Source organism: Citrobacter koseri ATCC BAA-895 (assembly GCF_000018045.1).
Classification (GTDB): Bacteria; Pseudomonadota; Gammaproteobacteria; order Enterobacterales; family Enterobacteriaceae; genus Citrobacter_B; species Citrobacter_B koseri.
Window position 1 is genome coordinate 4640998 of the sequence record NC_009792.1, and the last position, 17906, is coordinate 4658903.

General features: G+C 55.3%; 18 protein-coding genes. 11 read left to right on the plus strand and 7 right to left on the minus strand.

Annotated features, from left to right (window positions below; translation table 11 throughout):
* Positions 1 to 118: 118 nt before the first annotated feature.
* The 3 genes from mtlA to mtlR all read left to right on the plus strand — a co-directional run bounded on the left by mtlA (position 119) and on the right by mtlR (position 4054).
* Entirely contained in the window at positions 119 to 2032 is a 1914-nt protein-coding gene (mtlA, locus tag CKO_RS21520; protein ID WP_012135735.1) for a PTS mannitol transporter subunit IICBA, read from the plus strand.
* A 286-nt stretch (positions 2033 to 2318) separates the two neighbouring features.
* Positions 2319 to 3467 (plus strand): mannitol-1-phosphate 5-dehydrogenase, encoded by a 1149-nt coding sequence (mtlD, locus tag CKO_RS21525; RefSeq protein ID WP_024131058.1) that lies wholly within the window; start codon positions 2319 to 2321, stop codon positions 3465 to 3467.
* Positions 3464 to 4054, plus strand: coding sequence for a mannitol operon repressor MtlR (gene mtlR, locus CKO_RS21530; RefSeq protein WP_012135737.1), 591 nt, complete (start codon positions 3464 to 3466; stop codon positions 4052 to 4054). Before mtlD ends, mtlR begins: the two co-directional genes overlap by 4 nt.
* 12 nt (positions 4055 to 4066) lie before the next feature.
* Here mtlR and CKO_RS21535 read toward each other — a convergent pair whose 3' ends face one another.
* Entirely contained in the window at positions 4067 to 4276 is a 210-nt protein-coding gene (locus CKO_RS21535) for a hypothetical protein (RefSeq protein WP_012135738.1), read from the minus strand.
* Positions 4277 to 4566: 290 nt separating this feature from the next.
* On the opposite strand from CKO_RS21535, the gene CKO_RS21540 reads away from it, so the two are divergent.
* The 5 genes from CKO_RS21540 (at position 4567) to trmL (ending at position 9431) form a co-directional block, all read left to right on the plus strand.
* Entirely contained in the window at positions 4567 to 4929 is a 363-nt protein-coding gene (locus tag CKO_RS21540; protein ID WP_012135739.1) for a YibL family ribosome-associated protein, read from the plus strand.
* 271 nt (positions 4930 to 5200) lie between these two features.
* Entirely contained in the window at positions 5201 to 6856 is a 1656-nt protein-coding gene (gene lldP / locus CKO_RS21545) for an L-lactate permease (RefSeq protein WP_012135740.1), read from the plus strand.
* Positions 6853 to 7629, plus strand: coding sequence for a transcriptional regulator LldR (gene lldR, locus CKO_RS21550; RefSeq protein ID WP_012135741.1), 777 nt, complete (start codon positions 6853 to 6855; stop codon positions 7627 to 7629). The genes lldP and lldR overlap by 4 nt, the downstream gene beginning before the upstream one ends.
* Positions 7626 to 8816, plus strand: a complete 1191-nt coding sequence (gene lldD, locus CKO_RS21555; protein ID WP_012135742.1) for a quinone-dependent L-lactate dehydrogenase — start codon at positions 7626 to 7628, stop codon at positions 8814 to 8816. The genes lldR and lldD overlap by 4 nt, the downstream gene beginning before the upstream one ends.
* Before the next feature lie 141 nt (positions 8817 to 8957).
* A complete protein-coding gene (gene trmL, locus CKO_RS21560) occupies positions 8958 to 9431 on the plus strand; it encodes a tRNA (uridine(34)/cytosine(34)/5-carboxymethylaminomethyluridine(34)-2'-O)-methyltransferase TrmL (protein WP_012135744.1) in 474 nt (157 codons plus the stop codon).
* 81 nt (positions 9432 to 9512) lie between these two features.
* Here the strand turns inward: trmL and cysE are convergent, their stop codons facing one another.
* The 5 genes from cysE to CKO_RS21585 all read right to left on the minus strand — a co-directional run bounded on the left by cysE (position 9513) and on the right by CKO_RS21585 (position 12656).
* Positions 9513 to 10334, minus strand: a complete 822-nt coding sequence (gene cysE, locus CKO_RS21565) for a serine O-acetyltransferase (protein ID WP_012135745.1) — start codon at positions 10332 to 10334, stop codon at positions 9513 to 9515.
* A gap of 77 nt (positions 10335 to 10411) precedes the next feature.
* Complete coding sequence (gpsA, locus tag CKO_RS21570; protein ID WP_012135746.1) at positions 10412 to 11431, minus strand: NAD(P)H-dependent glycerol-3-phosphate dehydrogenase; 1020 nt, start codon at positions 11429 to 11431, stop codon at positions 10412 to 10414.
* Entirely contained in the window at positions 11431 to 11898 is a 468-nt protein-coding gene (gene secB, locus CKO_RS21575) for a protein-export chaperone SecB (protein WP_003024155.1), read from the minus strand. Before secB ends, gpsA begins: the two co-directional genes overlap by 1 nt.
* Positions 11899 to 11945: 47 nt before the next feature.
* Complete coding sequence (gene grxC / locus CKO_RS21580) at positions 11946 to 12197, minus strand: glutaredoxin 3 (RefSeq protein ID WP_012135747.1); 252 nt, start codon at positions 12195 to 12197, stop codon at positions 11946 to 11948.
* Between the two features lie 27 nt (positions 12198 to 12224).
* A complete protein-coding gene (locus tag CKO_RS21585) occupies positions 12225 to 12656 on the minus strand; it encodes a rhodanese-like domain-containing protein (RefSeq protein WP_012135748.1) in 432 nt (143 codons plus the stop codon).
* Between the two features lie 248 nt (positions 12657 to 12904).
* Here CKO_RS21585 and gpmM point away from each other — a divergent pair, with 248 nt between their 5' ends.
* From gpmM to CKO_RS21600, 3 genes are read left to right on the plus strand one after another with little or no spacing between them, the layout of a single operon-like run.
* Positions 12905 to 14449, plus strand: a complete 1545-nt coding sequence (gpmM, locus tag CKO_RS21590) for a 2,3-bisphosphoglycerate-independent phosphoglycerate mutase (protein WP_024131059.1) — start codon at positions 12905 to 12907, stop codon at positions 14447 to 14449.
* 33 nt (positions 14450 to 14482) lie between these two features.
* On the plus strand, positions 14483 to 15742 hold the full coding sequence (envC, locus tag CKO_RS21595) for a murein hydrolase activator EnvC (RefSeq protein ID WP_230012564.1): 1260 nt from the start codon (positions 14483 to 14485) through the stop codon (positions 15740 to 15742).
* A gap of 3 nt (positions 15743 to 15745) precedes the next feature.
* Entirely contained in the window at positions 15746 to 16711 is a 966-nt protein-coding gene (locus CKO_RS21600) for a divergent polysaccharide deacetylase family protein (protein ID WP_024131060.1), read from the plus strand.
* Here the strand turns inward: CKO_RS21600 and CKO_RS21605 are convergent.
* Entirely contained in the window at positions 16698 to 17732 is a 1035-nt protein-coding gene (locus tag CKO_RS21605; RefSeq protein ID WP_012135754.1) for a glycosyltransferase, read from the minus strand. The genes CKO_RS21600 and CKO_RS21605 overlap by 14 nt on opposite strands.
* Positions 17733 to 17906 lie beyond the last annotated feature (174 nt).

Below are 17906 nucleotides of genomic sequence, written 5' to 3' on the forward strand. Positions count from 1 at the left end.
TTGAACGATTCAGTGCCAGATTTCGCACTATCTACAGGGTCCGGCTACCTCTGCCGCTACATTAACAAACCTCGGGCTTCGAGCCTGCGCGACAGCAAACATAAGAAGGGGTGTTTTTATGTCATCCGATATTAAGATCAAAGTGCAAAGCTTTGGTCGTTTCCTCAGCAATATGGTGATGCCAAATATCGGCGCGTTTATCGCGTGGGGTATTATCACCGCATTATTTATTCCAACAGGGTGGTTGCCTAACGAAACGCTGGCAAAGCTCGTTGGTCCGATGATCACCTACCTCCTGCCGCTGCTGATCGGTTATACCGGTGGTAAGCTGGTCGGCGGCGAGCGCGGCGGCGTGGTCGGTGCTATCACCACGATGGGCGTTATCGTCGGTGCGGACATGCCGATGTTCCTCGGCTCAATGATCGCAGGCCCACTGGGCGGCTACTGCATCAAGAAATTCGATAGCTGGGTAGACGGTAAGATCAAATCCGGTTTCGAAATGCTGGTGAATAACTTCTCCGCTGGCATCATCGGGATGATCCTCGCGATTCTGGCGTTCCTCGGCATTGGCCCGGCGGTTGAAGTCCTGTCTAAACTGCTGGCAGCCGGCGTTAACTTCATGGTTGTCCATGACATGCTGCCGCTGGCGTCTATCTTCGTTGAACCGGCGAAAATCCTGTTCCTTAACAACGCGATCAACCACGGTATCTTCTCGCCGCTGGGTATTCAGCAGTCCCATGAGCTGGGTAAATCCATCTTCTTCCTGATCGAAGCTAACCCAGGCCCGGGTATGGGCATCCTGATGGCGTACATGTTCTTCGGTCGCGGCAGCGCAAAACAGTCTGCTGGCGGTGCGGCAATCATCCACTTCCTGGGCGGTATCCACGAAATTTACTTCCCGTACGTGCTGATGAACCCGCGTCTGATCCTGGCCGTTATCCTCGGCGGTATGACTGGCGTGTTTACGCTGACCATCCTGAACGGCGGTCTGGTTTCTCCGGCGTCTCCGGGTTCTATCCTGGCGGTACTGGCGATGACGCCAAAAGGCGCCTACTTCGCTAACATCACGGCGATTATCGCTGCTATGGCGGTCTCCTTCATCATTGCCTCCATTCTGCTGAAAACCAGCAAAGTGAAAGAAGATGATGATATCGACGCGGCAACCCGTCGCGTGCAGGACATGAAAGCGGAATCTAAAGGCGCATCCGCGCTGTCCGCTGGCGATGTGACCAACGACCTGAGCCATGTACGTAAAATCATCGTTGCCTGTGATGCCGGTATGGGTTCCAGCGCAATGGGTGCGGGCGTACTGCGCAAAAAAGTTCAGGATGCGGGTCTGAGCCAGATTTCCGTCACCAACAGCGCGATCAACAACCTGCCGCCGGATGTCGACCTGGTCATCACTCACCGTGACCTGACCGAGCGCGCCATGCGCCAGGTTCCGCAAGCGCAGCACATTTCGCTGACCAACTTCCTGGATAGCGGACTGTACACCAGCCTGACCGAACGTCTGGTTGCCGCGCAGCGCCACAACACCAACGAAGAGAAAGTACGCGATCATCTGAAAGACAGCTTTGATGAAGGGGATAATAACCTGTTCAAGCTGGGCGCAGAAAACATCTTCCTGGGTCGTAAAGCCGCCACTAAAGAAGAAGCCATTCGCTTTGCGGGCGAGCAACTGGTGAAAGGCGGTTATGTTGAGCCAGAATACATCGACGCCATGCTGGAACGTGAAAAACTGACCCCGACTTATCTGGGTGAGTCTATCGCCGTACCGCACGGCACCGTGGAAGCCAAAGACCGCGTGCTGAAAACCGGTGTGGTGTTCTGCCAGTACCCGGAAGGCGTACGCTTCGGTGAAGAAGAAGACGATATCGCCCGTCTGGTCATTGGTATCGCGGCGCGTAACAACGAGCACATCCAGGTCATCACCAGCCTGACTAACGCGCTGGATGATGAGTCCGTGATCGAGCGTCTGGCGCATACCACCAGCGTGGATGAAGTGCTGGAACTGCTGGCCGGTCGTAAGTAAGTCCGTTGCCCGGTGGCGCTCGCGCTTACCGGGCCTACGATGTGCAGTTCCCGTAGGCCGGCATCATGCCCGGCGACGCTGCGCTTACCGGGCATGCGATGTGCAGTTCCCGTAGGCCGGATAAGGCGTTTACGCCGCCATCCGGCATCATGTCCGGTGGCGCTGCTAGCGGGCCTGCGGTGTACGGTTTCCTCTCCCGCAAGGGAGAGGGTTTGGGTGAGGGGGGAAGCCATGCGGTCCCTCACCCCAGCCCTCTCGGGTAAAAACATTAATGAAGGTTAACACTATGAAAGCATTACATTTTGGCGCAGGTAATATCGGTCGTGGATTTATCGGCAAACTGCTGGCTGACGCGGGGATACAACTGACGTTCGCGGATGTAAACCAGGTCGTGCTCGACGCCCTGAATGCCCGTCATAGCTATCAGGTTCATGTGGTGGGTGAAAATGAGCAGGTTGATACGGTTTCCGGCGTTAATGCCGTGAGCAGCATCAGCGATGACGTGGTTGAGCTGATTGCGCATGTCGATTTGGTCACCACCGCCGTTGGGCCAGTAGTACTGGAACGCATTGCTCCGGCCATCGCTAAAGGCCTGGTTAAACGTAAAACGCAGGGGATTGAAGCGCCGCTTAACATCATTGCCTGCGAAAACATGGTGCGCGGCACCACGCAATTGAAAGGTCATGTGATGAACGCCCTGGCGGATGAAGACAAAGCCTGGGTTGAACAGCATGTCGGTTTTGTCGATTCCGCCGTCGACCGTATCGTGCCGCCTTCCGCTTCCGCCACGAACGACCCGCTGGAAGTCACCGTGGAAACCTTCAGCGAGTGGATTGTCGATAAAACGCAGTTCAAAGGCGCGCTGCCAGATATTCCAGGTATGGAATTAACCGATAACCTGATGGCATTTGTCGAACGTAAACTCTTCACGCTGAACACCGGGCATGCTATAACCGCGTACCTCGGAAAATTAACCGGTCATCAGACCATCCGTGACGCGATTCTCGATGAGAAAATCCGCGCTGTGGTAAAAGGGGCGATGGAAGAGAGCGGCGCGGTGCTGATCAAACGCTACGGTTTTGATGCCGACAAACATGCGGCATACATTCAGAAAATCCTCGGTCGTTTTGAAAACCCGTATCTGAAAGATGACGTTGAGCGCGTTGGCCGCCAGCCGCTGCGTAAACTGAGTGCGGGCGACCGTCTGATCAAACCGCTGCTGGGCACGCTGGAATACGGCCTGCCGCACGTTAACCTGGTCAACGGCATCGCTGCCGCGATGCACTTTACCAGCGAAGACGATCCGCAGGCCCAGGAACTGGCTGCGCTGATCGCAGAGAAAGGGCCACAGGAAGCGCTGGCGCAAATTTCCGGGCTGGATGTAAACAGCGAAGTGGTAGCGGAGGCGGTTAACGCATACAACGCGACCAAATGAGGCAAAATACGGCGCAGGTCATCCTGCGCCCGAATGACAGATTGTCAGATATGCAGGCAATAATGGAACAAACCCAGGCCTTTGAAAACCGCGTGCTTGAGCGTCTGAATGCTGGCAAAACCGTACGAAGTTTCCTCATCACCGCCGTAGAGTTACTCACCGAGGCGGTGAATATTCTGGTACTTCAGGTGTTTCGCAAAGACGATTATGCGGTGAAATACGCAGTGGAACCGTTGCTCGACGGCGATGGACCGCTGGGCGATCTCTCGGTACGTCTGAAACTGATCTACGGTCTGGGGGTACTCAGTCGCCCTGAATACGAAGATGCGGAACTGCTGATGGCGCTGCGTGAAGAACTGAATCACGACGGTAATGAATATGCGTTCACCGACGACGAAATTCTCGGGCCGTTTGGCGAACTGCACTGCGTGACGGCGTTACCGCCGCCGCCGCATTTTGAGACCTCTGACCCGGGTTTATACGCCATGCAAATTCAGCGCTACCAGCAAGCGGTACGCTCAACGATGGTGCTTTCCCTGACCGAGCTGATTTCTAAAATCAGCTTAAAAAAAGCCTTTCAAAAATAGACCGTCAACCACTTACTGTTTTTCTTCCGGCTGCGGCTGATAGAGCTGGCGATAATATTCCAGACGTTGCAGGTACATCTGCGCATTTGCCTTCGGCACCTCATCGGGAACCATATCGCGCGGCGGCGTTTTATTCAGATACTCCCGAAATGCCTGACTCGAAGCCATAAAATCTACAGCCTTATCAATAAGAAGCGGAACGTTGTCACCTATTTTAACCATGATGATATCTCCATGTATTCTCCGCGTCGGGGAATGCGCGGCCGCTAATTTTAGTTTAGGCTCAGACAGGGTTTTCTATTGAGGAAAACGTGCTTAATCGCAAACCACCATACAGAAACCGTTAACATCACGTTTTGTTTATTAAATAAGTATTAAATCAAGACGTTACACAATAAATTAGCATTATAATACTTGCCTTATTTGATTATTTTTATCCCATTAGTTGTGAATAATCCCGCTCTGCGCGCATACTATAGAAAATTCATCCTGGTTCCATCAGAAGCTATCCCATGAAAGAAGTCGAAAAAAACGAAATTAAACGTCTGAGCGATCGCCTGGACGCCATCCGCCACCAGCAGGCCTCGCTATCCCTTGTCGATGCCGCTGACAAATATGCCGAACTGGAAAAAGAGAAAGCCACGCTGGAAGCCGAGATCGTGCGCCTGCGTGACGTTCACAGCCAGAAGCTGAGTAAAGAAGCGCAAAAGCTGATGAACCTGCCGTTTCGCCGCGCGATTACCAAAAAAGAACAGGCCGATATGGGCAAGCTGAAGAAAAGCGTGCGCGGTCTGGTTGTCGTCCACCCAATGACGGCGTTAGGCCGTGAAATGGGCCTGAAAGAGATGACCGGTTTCGCAAAAACCGAGTTTTAACCTTCTGCCGGGTACGCGCACGCTTGCCCGGCCCGCCCTTTCCCTCCCCTCCCCCCAATTGGCCCAACCAATTATCCCTTAATCCGATCACTGGTTCACAGTTCATTAAAATTCACCTACACTAGCGTTGCCAATAAGCAACATTTGATTAACCATTCATTGTCATTACCCCTACATCCCAATATTGGCAGGGCCACTTTTACACATAATGTGACAAAGAGATGAGCAAAAGACTCATTGCATTATGCGTGTGACCCTCAGGAGACCTGCAATGAATCTCTGGCAACAAAACTACGATCCGGCCGGTAACATCTGGATTTCCAGCCTGATCGCATCGCTTCCGATCCTGTTCTTTTTCTTCGCGCTGATTAAGCTCAAGCTGAAAGGCTACATCGCCGCCTCCTGGACGGTCGCAATCGCGCTGGCTGTCGCGCTGCTGTTTTACAAAATGCCGGTGGATAACGCTCTGGCTGCGGTGGTGTATGGCTTCTTCTATGGTCTGTGGCCGATTGCCTGGATCATTATCGCCGCTGTCTTTGTCTATAAAATCTCTGTCAGAACCGGGCAATTCGACATCATCCGGTCATCAATATTGTCGATTACCCCTGACCAGCGTCTGCAAATGCTGATAGTCGGCTTTTCCTTCGGGGCATTCCTTGAAGGGGCAGCGGGCTTTGGCGCGCCAGTGGCGATTACTGCGGCTCTGCTAGTCGGCCTGGGCTTTAATCCGCTGTATGCGGCGGGTTTGTGCCTGATCGTCAACACCGCGCCGGTCGCGTTTGGCGCGATGGGGATTCCGATTCTGGTGGCCGGTCAGGTCACCGGGCTGGACAGCTTTGAGATCGGCCAGATGGTCGGCCGTCAGTTGCCGTTCCTGACCATTATCGTGCTGTTCTGGATCATGGCGATTATGGACGGCTGGCGCGGCGTGAAAGAGACCTGGCCTGCGGTGATGGTGGCGGGTGGTTCATTTGCTATCGCCCAGTACCTCAGCTCTAACTTTATCGGCCCGGAACTGCCGGACATCATCTCGTCGCTGGTCTCGCTGGTCTGTCTGACGCTGTTCCTGAAACGCTGGCAGCCGGTACGTATTTTCCGCTTTGGCGATATGGGCGCTTCACAGGTCGATCAGACGCTGGACCGCACCCATTACACGGTTGGTCAAGTCGTTCGCGCATGGTCGCCGTTCCTGTTCCTGACAGCGACCGTTACCCTCTGGAGCGTTCCGCCGTTTAAAGCGATGTTTGCCCCAGGCGGCGCGCTGTACGACTGGGTGATTAATATTCCGGTTCCGCATCTCGATAAGCTGGTTGCCCGTATGCCGCCAGTGGTGCATGAGGCAACCGCCTACGCTGCGGTCTATAAGTTCGACTGGTTCTCCGCTACCGGTACGGCCATTCTGTTCGCTGCGCTGCTGTCCGTCGTCTGGCTGAAAATGAAACCATCTGCCGCAATCCAGACATTCGGCAGCACGCTGAAAGAGTTAGCGCTGCCGATTTACTCCATCGGGATGGTGCTGGCATTCGCGTTTATCTCTAACTACTCCGGGCTCTCCTCTACGCTGGCGTTAGCGCTGGCGCATACGGGCAGCGCCTTTACCTTCTTCTCGCCGTTCCTTGGCTGGCTGGGCGTATTCCTGACAGGGTCTGATACCTCATCAAACGCGCTGTTTGCCGCCCTGCAGGCGACGGCCGCCCAGCAAATCGGCGTCTCTGACGTGCTGATGGTGGCGGCGAATACCACCGGCGGCGTAACCGGTAAGATGATCTCTCCGCAGTCTATCGCCATTGCCTGTGCGGCAGTGGGTCTGGTAGGGAAAGAGTCCGACCTGTTCCGCTTTACCGTTAAACACAGCCTGATTTTCACCTGCATGGTGGGTGTGATTACCACACTTCAGGCCTATGTCTTAACCTGGATGATTCCGTGATTGTGATGCCAAAACGCCTGTCAGACGAGGTTGCTTCTCGTGTGCGGGCGCTGATTGAAGAACAACAGCTGGAGGCGGGCATGAAGTTGCCCGCCGAGCGCCAGCTGGCCGTACAACTGGGTGTGTCGCGCAATTCTCTGCGCGAGGCGCTGGCGAAACTGGTCAGTGAAGGCGTGCTGATCAGCCGCCGGGGCGGCGGAACGTTCGTTCGCTGGCAGCATGAAACCTGGTCCGAACAGAATATCGTTCAACCGTTGAAAACGCTGATGGCGGACGACCCGGACTACAGCTTCGACATTCTGGAAGCCCGCCACGCCATTGAAGCCAGCACCGCCTGGCACGCCGCGATGCGCGCCACGCCCGCTGATAAAGAGAAAATTAAGCTCTGCTTTGACGCCACGCTCAGTGAGGACCCGGACCTCGCCTCCCAGGCGGATGTTCGCTTCCATCTCGCGATTGCGGAGGCCTCGCACAACGTCGTGCTGTTGCAGACCATGCGCGGCTTCTTTGATGTCCTGCAATCATCCGTGAAGCAGAGCCGCCAACGTATGTATCTCGTTCCGCCGGTGTTTTCAAAACTGACGGAACAACATCAGGCGGTGATGGACGCCATTCTGGCCGGTGATGCCGACGGCGCACGTAAAGCCATGATGGCGCACCTCAGTTTCGTCCACACCACCATTAAACGATTTGATGAAGACCAGGCCCGCCAGGCGCGTATTACCCGCCTGCCCGGTGACCATAATGAGATTTCCAGGGAGAACAAAGCATGATCATTTCAGCAGCCAGCGATTATCGCGCCGCAGCCCAACGCATTCTGCCCCCTTTCTTGTTCCACTACATCGACGGCGGCGCCTATGCGGAATACACCCTGCGTCGTAACGTGGAAGACTTGTCAGAGGTGGCGCTCCGCCAGCGCGTGCTGAAGAATATGTCCGACCTGAGCCTGGAAACCACCCTGTTTAACGAAAAGCTGTCGATGCCGGTTGCACTGGCTCCGGTTGGCCTGTGCGGAATGTATGCGCGTCGCGGTGAAGTTCAGGCCGCCGCCGCCGCCGATGCGAAAGGGATTCCGTTTACCCTCTCCACCGTTTCTGTCTGCCCCATCGAGGAAGTCGCGCCGACGATTAAACGCCCGATGTGGTTCCAGCTGTACGTCCTGCGCGATCGCGGTTTTATGCGTAACGCGCTGGAGCGCGCCAAAGCGGCGGGCTGCTCCACGCTGGTCTTTACCGTCGATATGCCAACGCCTGGCGCGCGTTACCGTGACGCCCACTCCGGGATGAGCGGCCCGAATGCCGCCCTGCGCCGCTACTGGCAGGCTGCGACCCATCCGCAATGGGCCTGGGATGTCGGCCTGAACGGTCGTCCGCACGATCTGGGCAATATCTCCGCCTACCTTGGCAAACCGACCGGGCTGGAAGATTACATCGGCTGGCTGGCGAACAACTTCGATCCGTCGATTTCCTGGAAAGACCTGGAGTGGATCCGTGAATTCTGGGACGGCCCAATGGTGATCAAAGGGATCCTCGATCCCGAAGACGCCCGCGACGCGGTACGCTTTGGCGCTGACGGCATCGTGGTCTCTAACCACGGCGGCCGCCAGCTCGACGGCGTACTCTCCTCCGCCCGCGCCCTGCCCGCCATTGCCGACGCGGTGAAAGGCGATATCGCCATTCTGGCGGATAGCGGAATTCGTAATGGTCTGGACGTGGTACGCATGATTGCGCTTGGGGCCGATAGCGTACTGCTTGGCCGTGCGTATCTGTACGCGCTGGCGACGGCGGGTCAGGCTGGCGTGGCGAACCTGCTGGATCTGATCGAAAAAGAGATGAAGGTCGCCATGACGCTGACCGGCGCAAAATCAATCAGCGAGATCAGCCGTGATTCGCTGGTGCAGGAACTCGGTAAGAGCTTACCTGCCGCACTGGCACCGCTGACGCAGGGTGATGCGGCGTAGGCTGGATAAGACGTCAGCCGCCATCCGGCAATGTAATGTGCATCGGGGATGCCTGATGGCGCTACGCTTATCAGGCCTACAGGGTGAGGGTGAACGTATTTTCTGCTATTCTGCCCCCCGCACTTAAGGGGGCAGTTAAGCATGTTGAATATCGTATTATTCGAACCAGAAATCCCACCAAACACCGGCAATATTATTCGTCTTTGCGCCAATACCGGTTTTCGTCTGCATATTATCGAGCCGATGGGCTTCACATGGGATGATAAACGTCTGCGCCGCGCGGGGCTGGACTATCACGAGTTTGCCGCCGTACAGCGCCATCACGATTACGCCGCCTTTGTCGCCGCCGAAAACCCACAGCGTCTGTTTGCTCTGACCACCAAAGGCACCCCTGCCCATAGCGCGGTGAGCTATCAGGATGGGGACTACCTGATGTTTGGCCCGGAAACGCGCGGTTTACCGGCGACCATTCTCGACGCGCTGCCCGCAGAACAAAAAATTCGTATTCCAATGATGCCGGACAGCCGCAGCATGAACCTGTCGAACGCGGTGTCGGTCGTGGTATATGAGGCATGGCGCCAGTTGGGGTATCCTGGCGCGGTATTGCGTCGTTGATTTCTGTCGGATGGCGGCTGACGCCTTATCCGACCTACGGAGCTGGTAGGCCCGGTAAGCGCAGCGCCACCGGGCATAAAGTCAGATGCCGTCGCCGTATTCGAACGTATGGTGAATCCCGTTAAAATGCTGATCCATATCCATTGACGGCTTATCGCTGTCGGGCTTACCGACAATCCGCGCCGGAACGCCCGCTGCGGTGGTGTGTGGCGGTACAGGCTGCAAGACCACGGAGCCCGCGCCAATCTTCGCGCCGCGCCCCACTTCGATATTGCCAAGGATCTTCGCCCCGGCGCCAATCATCACGCCTTCACGAATTTTGGGATGACGATCGCCGCTGGTTTTCCCGGTCCCGCCAAGCGTGACCGATTGCAGGATCGAGACATCATTTTCGATTACCGCCGTTTCACCGACCACAATCCCCGTCGCGTGATCGAGCATAATGCCGCGTCCAATTTTCGCCGCCGGGTGAATATCGACCTGGAAGGTGACAGAAACCTGATTTTGCAGGAATATCGCCAGCGCGCGGCGGCCTTCATTCCATAACCAGTGGCCGATACGGTAGGCCTGGAGAGCATGGAAGCCTTTCAGATACAGAAGCGGCGTCGAGTATTTGTCTACCGCCGGGTCGCGGGTGCGTACCGCCTGAATATCACAGGCAGCAGAGGCGATCATTTCCGGGTCGGCGGCGTAGGCCTCTTCCACCACTTCACGGATGGCGATGGCAGGCATAATCGGAGATGCGAGTTTGTTCGCCAGCATATAGCTCAGCGCACTGCCCAGGTTTTCATGCTTGAGTAGCGTCGCGTGGTAGAAACTGGCCAGCATCGGCTCACAGTCCGCCAGAGCCCGGGCTTCGGCTTTAATATTGTTCCAGACGATATCCAGTTCTTCACATGACATTGCTGACTCCAGGTATCAGGCTAACGACCGGCCCGTTCTTCGCGGGCCGGGTCATTTAATAAAACAGATCCTTACGGCTAGTGGCGACTACGCTCGTCCTTGCGTGCACGACCTAATAACGTCAATGCTGCCTCGCGCGCGTTTTTTCCGCAATACAATACTTGATAAATTTCCTCGGTTATTGGCATTTCGACACCAAAACGGTGCGCCAACTCACGAACTTCTTTTGTATTACGGTAGCCTTCAACCACCTGACCAATTTTGTCCTGCGCGCTCTGAACATCCATGCCCTGACCGAGCATCATGCCAAAACGGCGGTTACGCGACTGGTTGTCAGTACAGGTCAGAACCAGGTCGCCCAGACCCGCCATTCCCATAAAGGTGGTCGGATCGGCCCCCAGCGCCGCGCCAAGACGCGACATCTCCGTCAGCCCACGCGTGATCAGCGCGGTACGTGCGTTTGCGCCAAAACCGATGCCGTCAGACATGCCTGCGCCAATCGCAATCACGTTTTTCACCGCACCGCCCAACTGCACGCCGATGAAATCGGGGTTGCTGTAGACGCGAAAACTCTTACCGCAGTGCAAAAGTTCCTGCAAATCATCCGCGAAGGTTTCGTCCGTCGACGCCAGAGAAATTGCCGTCGGCAAACCCGCCGCCAGTTCTTTAGCGAATGTCGGGCCGGATATCACCGCCAGCGGGATGTCATCGCCCAGCGCTTCACGGGCGACATCCTGCAACAGGCGCCCCGTTTCCGCTTCCAGACCTTTGGTCGCCCAGACCAGGCGAGCATCAGGACGCATCAGCGGTTTAATCTGTCGCAGCACCTCGCCAAAGACATGGCTTGGCACCACCACCAGAATGTTACGGCTGGCCGCCAGCGCGGTGGCTAAGTCGCTTTCAAGGCGTAGCGTATCGGGAAAAGGCACATCAGGGAGGAACGCGACGTTGCAGCGGTCTCGCTCAAGGGTCGCGACATGTTTAGGATCGTGGCCCCACAGGACAACCTGGTGGCCGTTTCTCGCCAGGGTGATGGCAAGAGCGGTGCCGTACGAGCCAGCACCGATCACAGTCATTGAAGCATTACTTTGGTTCATCAGGCATCCTGATGTTCTTCAGTACCTTCGCCAGCCTGCTGCTGTAAATAGTTCATGAACAGCGCATCGAAGTTAACCGGCGCAAGATTCAGTTGCGGGAACGTGCCGCGTGAAACCAGGCTGGTGATGCATTCGCGGGCATACGGGAACAGAATGTTCGGGCAGTATGCACCCAGGCAATGCGCCATCTGAGTTCCTTCAATACCACTGATGGAGAAAATGCCGCCCTGCTGAACTTCGCACAGGAAAGCGGTCTCTTCGCCCAGGGAAGCCGTTACGGTAACACGCAGTACCACTTCGTATACGTCATCTGCCAGTTGAGTAGACGCCGTATCAAGATCAAGTTTAACCTCTGGCTGCCAATCTTTCTGGAAAACATGCGGCGCATTTGGCGCTTCGAAAGACACATCCTTGGTATAGATACGTTGGATCTGGAAAGCCATTTCGGTGTTATTTTGTTCTGACATGTGTAGAAAACCCTTTAGTGTTGTCCTTAAAATACTTGCGGCATGTTTTAACGCAGCAGGGGATCCAGTCCACCACGCGCATCCAACGCATACAAGTCGTCACAGCCGCCAATGTGCTGTGCATCAATAAAAATCTGCGGAACCGTCGTGCGGCCACTACGCTTGATCATCTCTTCACGTTTTACGGCATCGCCGTCAATCGGAAGTTCCTGGAAACTCACACCCTTACTGCTCAACAGCGCTTTTGCACGATGGCAAAACGGGCAGGTTACTTTGGTGTAGATCTCGATGTTGGCCATGACTTATCTCCCGTGTTGAGTAACGCGTTATTTCCCGCGCACTAATGGCAGGTTCTCACCGCTCCAGCCCGCAACGCCTTCTTTCAGCACAAAAACTTTCTCAAAGCCCGCTTTGATCAGTGCGTTTGCGGATTCCTGACACTGCATACCGGAACCATCAACCACGATCAGAGGCTTATCTTTGTGCTTTTCAAGCTCGCCAACGTTGTTGGCCTTGATTTCGCTCGGCAGCAGGTTAGTCGCGCCCGCGATATGGCCTTTGCGGAAGTCGTCACGCTGACGTAAATCCACCACAACGGCGTCTTCTTTGTTGATAAGACGCGTCGCTTCGCCGCGAGTAATAACCTTAACTTTAGACATCAGGCCTTTGAAAGTGGTGAACAACACCGCCACCAGTAACGCAATCCAGGCGATACTCAGTATGGGATGGCGGCCAACAAATTGCATAATTTCTTGCATGGGGGGTAACAACTCCCGACTCAGTGATTAAAAAAACCAGGAAAGGAGTATACCTGCGCGTTGGCGCAAATACAGCCAGAGCGTGCAATGGATTGCATTTTTGCGGGGCGCTACGGAAAAAAAACGTCGATCCGCGCCGTCCCCGGCTCGCTCTCTGCCCCATTCTTTGATCTTCTGAGGCTATTTTATCGATTCAGCTGTAGTAAAATTACGCAATTATTTTGTCTATTGAGTGTGAGGTTGTCGCAATGTCGGTTTCTAAAAAACCTATGGTACTGGTGATTCTGGATGGCTATGGCTACCGTGAAGACAGCCAGGATAACGCCATTTTGAATGCCAAAACCCCGGTAATGGATGCTCTGTGGGCAAAACGTCCGCATACCCTGATCGACGCTTCCGGTCTGGAAGTGGGTCTGCCGGACCGTCAGATGGGCAACTCCGAAGTGGGTCACGTTAACCTGGGCGCGGGCCGTATCGTGTATCAGGATCTGACGCGCCTGGATGTTGAAATTAAAGAACGTACCTTCTTCGCTAACCCGGTACTGACGGCTGCGGTCGATCAGGCGAAAAATACCGGTAAAGCCGTGCACATTATGGGCCTGCTGTCTGCGGGCGGTGTGCACAGCCACGAAGACCACATCATGGCGATGGTCGAACTGGCCGCAGAACGCGGCGCAGAGAAAATTTATCTGCACGCCTTCCTTGATGGCCGCGATACCCCGCCACGCAGCGCGGAATCCTCGCTGAAAAAATTCGAAGACAAGTTTGCCGCGCTGGGCAAAGGCCGCGTAGCGTCCATTATTGGTCGTTACTATGCAATGGACCGCGACAACCGCTGGGATCGCGTTGAGCAGGCCTATGACCTGATGACGCTGGCGCAGGGTGAATTCCAGGCCGATACCGCCGTTGCTGGCCTGCTGGCCGCTTACGCGCGTGACGAAAACGACGAATTCGTGAAAGCGACCGTCATTCGCGCGGAAGGTCAGGCCGATGCCGCGATGGAAGACGGCGACACGCTGATTTTCATGAACTTCCGTGCTGACCGCGCCCGCGAAATTACCCGCGCGTTCGTTAATGCGGATTTCGACGGCTTCGCCCGTAAGAAAGTGGTTAATCTGAACTTCGTCATGCTGACCGAGTACGCCGCTGATATCAAAACCGCCGTGGCTTACCCACCGGCATCGCTGGCAAACACCTTCGGCGAGTGGATGGCGAAGAACGACAAAACCCAACTGCGCATTTCCGAAACGGAAAAATACGCCCACGTCACCTTCTTCTTCAACGGCGGCGTAGAAGAACCGTTTGCAGGCGAAGAACGCATCCTGATCAACTCGCCTAAAGTGGCGACCTACGATCTACAGCCGGAAATGAGTTCCGCAGAACTGACCGAAAAACTGGTTGCGGCTATCGGGAGCGGCAAGTACGACACCATCATCTGTAACTACCCGAACGGTGATATGGTCGGTCACACTGGCGTGATGGAAGCAGCAGTTAAAGCGGTTGAAGCGCTGGATCACTGCGTTGAGCAGGTTGCTAAAGCGGTTGAGTCCGTTGGTGGCCAACTGCTGATCACCGCAGACCACGGCAACGCCGAGCAGATGCGCGATCCATCCACCGGCCAGGCGCACACCGCGCATACCAACCTGCCGGTTCCGCTGATTTATGTCGGCGCGAAAAGCGTAAAAGCGGTCGAAGGCGGCAAACTTTCTGATATCGCACCGACGATGTTGACGCTGATGGGTATGGAAATCCCGAAAGAGATGACTGGTAAGCCGCTGTTCATCGTGGAATAATCCTTCCCCATGAGGGGAAAGGCGTTTAATTCCATTACACGGGCCGTGAAACCACGCAGGTTTTCAGTCAGGCCCATGATTTACGCCAGCGTGTTGAGCGCTGGCGTATTGTTGTGCGCCTTTTCCGCCCATGCGGATGACCGCGATCAGCTCAAATCCATCCAGGCGGATATCGCCGCCAAAGAGCGCGCCGTACGCCAGCAACAGCAGCAACGTTCCAGTTTGCTCGCACAGCTCAAAACGCAGGAAGAGGCCATCTCCGCCGCCGCGCGTAAACTGCGTGAAACCCAGAATACCCTTGCCCAGTTGAATAAGCAGATCGACGCAATGAACGCGTCTATCGCGAAGCTGGAACAACAAAAAGCCATTCAGGAACGCAGCCTTGCCGCGCAGCTGGATGCGGCGTTTCGCCAGGGCGAGCATACGGGGATTCAGCTCATTCTTAGCGGTGAAGAGAGCCAGCGCGGGCAGCGTTTGCAGGCCTATTTCGGTTATCTGAACCAGGCGCGCCAGGACACCATTGCCGAACTGAAACAGACGCGTGAAGAGGTGGCGTCTCAGAAAGCGGCGCTGGAAGAGAAACAGAGCCAGCAACAGACGCTGCTGTATGAACAGCGCGCCCAACAGGCGAAGCTGGAGCAGGCGCGTAATGAGCGTCAGAAAACGATCGCCGGTCTTGAGTCGTCAATCCAGCAGGGACAACAGCAGTTAAGTGAATTGCGGGCGAACGAATCCCGCCTGCGCAACAGCATCGCGCGCGCAGAGGCGGCCGCCAAAGCCCGGGCGGAGCGAGAAGCCCGCGAAGCGCAGGCGGTGCGCAATCGTCAGCAGGAAGCCACCCGCAAAGGCACAACCTACAAACCAACCGAAAGCGAAAAATCGTTGATGTCCCGTACCGGCGGTCTGGGTTCACCGCGCGGTCAGGCATTCTGGCCCGTTCGCGGCCCAACGCTGCATCGTTATGGCGAACAGCTGCAAGGTGAGCTACGTTGGAAAGGGATGGTTATCGGTGCGTCTGAAGGTACTGAAGTCAAAGCAATTGCGGACGGCAGGGTGATTCTGGCGGACTGGTTGCAGGGCTACGGTCTGGTCGTCGTCGTGGAGCACGGTAAAGGCGATATGAGCCTTTATGGGTATAACCAGAGCGCACTGGTCAGCGTTGGCACACAGGTTCGCGCAGGCCAGCCTATTGCGCTTGTAGGCAGCAGCGGCGGTCAGGGCCGACCGTCACTCTATTTCGAAATTCGTCGCCAGGGTCAGGCCGTCAATCCACAGCCGTGGTTGGGAAGATAAGTTTTGCCTCACTTTCGTCGCACAATACTCTCACTCGCCAGCCTGCTGGCATTCGCCTCCCCTGTTTTTGCTGGCAAACTCGCCATCGTAATCGACGATTTTGGTTATCGTCCGCACAATGAAAATCAGGTGCTGGCGATGCCGTCCGCCCTCTCCGTTGCCGTCCTGCCCAATGCCCCACATGCCCGTGAAATGGCAACCAAAGCGCACAACAGCGGGCATGAGGTGCTGATCCATCTGCCGATGGCGCCGCTGAGCAAGCAGCCGCTGGAGAAAGATACGCTGCGCCCGGAGATGAGCAGCGACGAAATTGAACGCATTATTCGCGATGCGGTGAATAAGGTGCCGTATGCCGTGGGTCTCAACAACCACATGGGCAGCGCGATGACCTCCAGCCTGTTTGGCATGCAAAAAGTGATGCAGGCGCTGGAGCGTTATAATCTTTACTTCCTCGACAGCATGACCATTGGCAACAGTCAGGCGATGCGTGCCGCCTCCGGGACGGGCGTGAAGGTGATTAAGCGCAAAGTGTTCCTTGATGATACGCAGAACGAAGCGGATATTCGTCGCCAGTTTAATCGCGCCATTGAGTTAGCCCGTCGCAACGGGTCCGCTATCGCGATTGGGCACCCGCATCCATCAACGGTGCGAGTCCTTCAGCAGATGGTCTATAACCTGCCTGCGGATATTACGCTGGTGCGTCCGAGCAGCCTGCTCAACGAGCCGCAGACAGATACCTCTACGCCAAATCTGACGCCGCCGAAAAACGGTACGCCGGATTCGCCGCGAAATCCGTTCCGCGGCGTGAAGGTGTGTAAATCGAAGAAACCGTTAGAACCTGTCTACGCCAGCCGGTTCTTTAGCGTGTTAAGCGAAAGCATTACGCAGAGCACGATGGTGAACTACTTCCGGCATCAGTGGCAAGGCTGGGGCAAGATCGCTGCCCCCCAGAACGCTAACGCGGATTAATCGCTTTACGGGCAACGCGGTGGTGCGAGGCCGTTTTATCACGCCACCGGTATAACCGACCCGACCACAACAGCGCCTGATAAGCCGCCTTCGCGCTTCGTATGTTAAGCATCATGCGCTTATACATGCCGGAGGCAAATATTTCGGCGATCATCCGCTGGCGAATAAGCGTGTCCTGCTCCTTACGCACCGCATGACACACCCGCAGCGCTTCCCAGGTAATTTGTTGCTTAAATTCAGGATAGACGGGAATGCGATCCGCATAATCACTATTCAACTTTTCTAATAAACGCGTGATTTTAATGTAGTGTCGCTGGTAATGCAGATTACGCTCACCTTGTCGTTTCAGGCGGCTAACAGACTGATCGTGAAGAAAATATTTATACAACACCTGTTCGGTATAGCGTACGCGCGTGGCATTGAACATCACTTCCGTGGTCCACAGGATATCCTGATGATGTAATCCTGGAACAAAGCTAATCGCGTGTTTTTCAATAAGGGCGCGCCGATAAACGCCCATCCAGACAACATGCGTCCAGCGGCGTGAAGCCAGCCCCATACGCAGCCAGTCCGGGCCGGTTAATACCCCTGTCGACCGAATGCGATCCGTGGGAATGGATGGCCAGGTATGCCCCGTCTCAAGAATGCACCAGTCTGCATTACACTGCGCCACATCCAGGTCATCCTGTAGCGCCATGGTCATCAGCGTTTCATACATGTTCGGATACACCAAATCATCGGCATCGACAAAAGCAACGTAGTCGCCGGTCGCCGCGGCCAACCCCCGGTTGCGGGCCACGGACGCGCCTGCATTATCCTGATGCAACAGGTGAACATGTGAATGGGTATCGGCAAAATGCCTTGCGATATCAACGGAGTTGTCGGTAGACCCGTCGTTAACAATGATGATCTCCAGCGCATTCCATGTTTGTGCAATCAAAGATTCCATGCATGCCTGGAAGCTATTACCCGCATTGTATAACGGAATAATAACACTCAGTGTACTTGTGCTGCTTTTCATAGAATGGCCCGTCAGTCTTTAATACATTGGCCCTTTCTACCGTGCTTTCATTAAGAAATTATTAAGTCCAGTGGAGATGATGGTTAAGGCGCACAAAACACCCTACAGATGAGAAGCCTCACCATGTATACTACGCCTTCGTATTATACGTATTTAGAATACTTATCTTGAGGG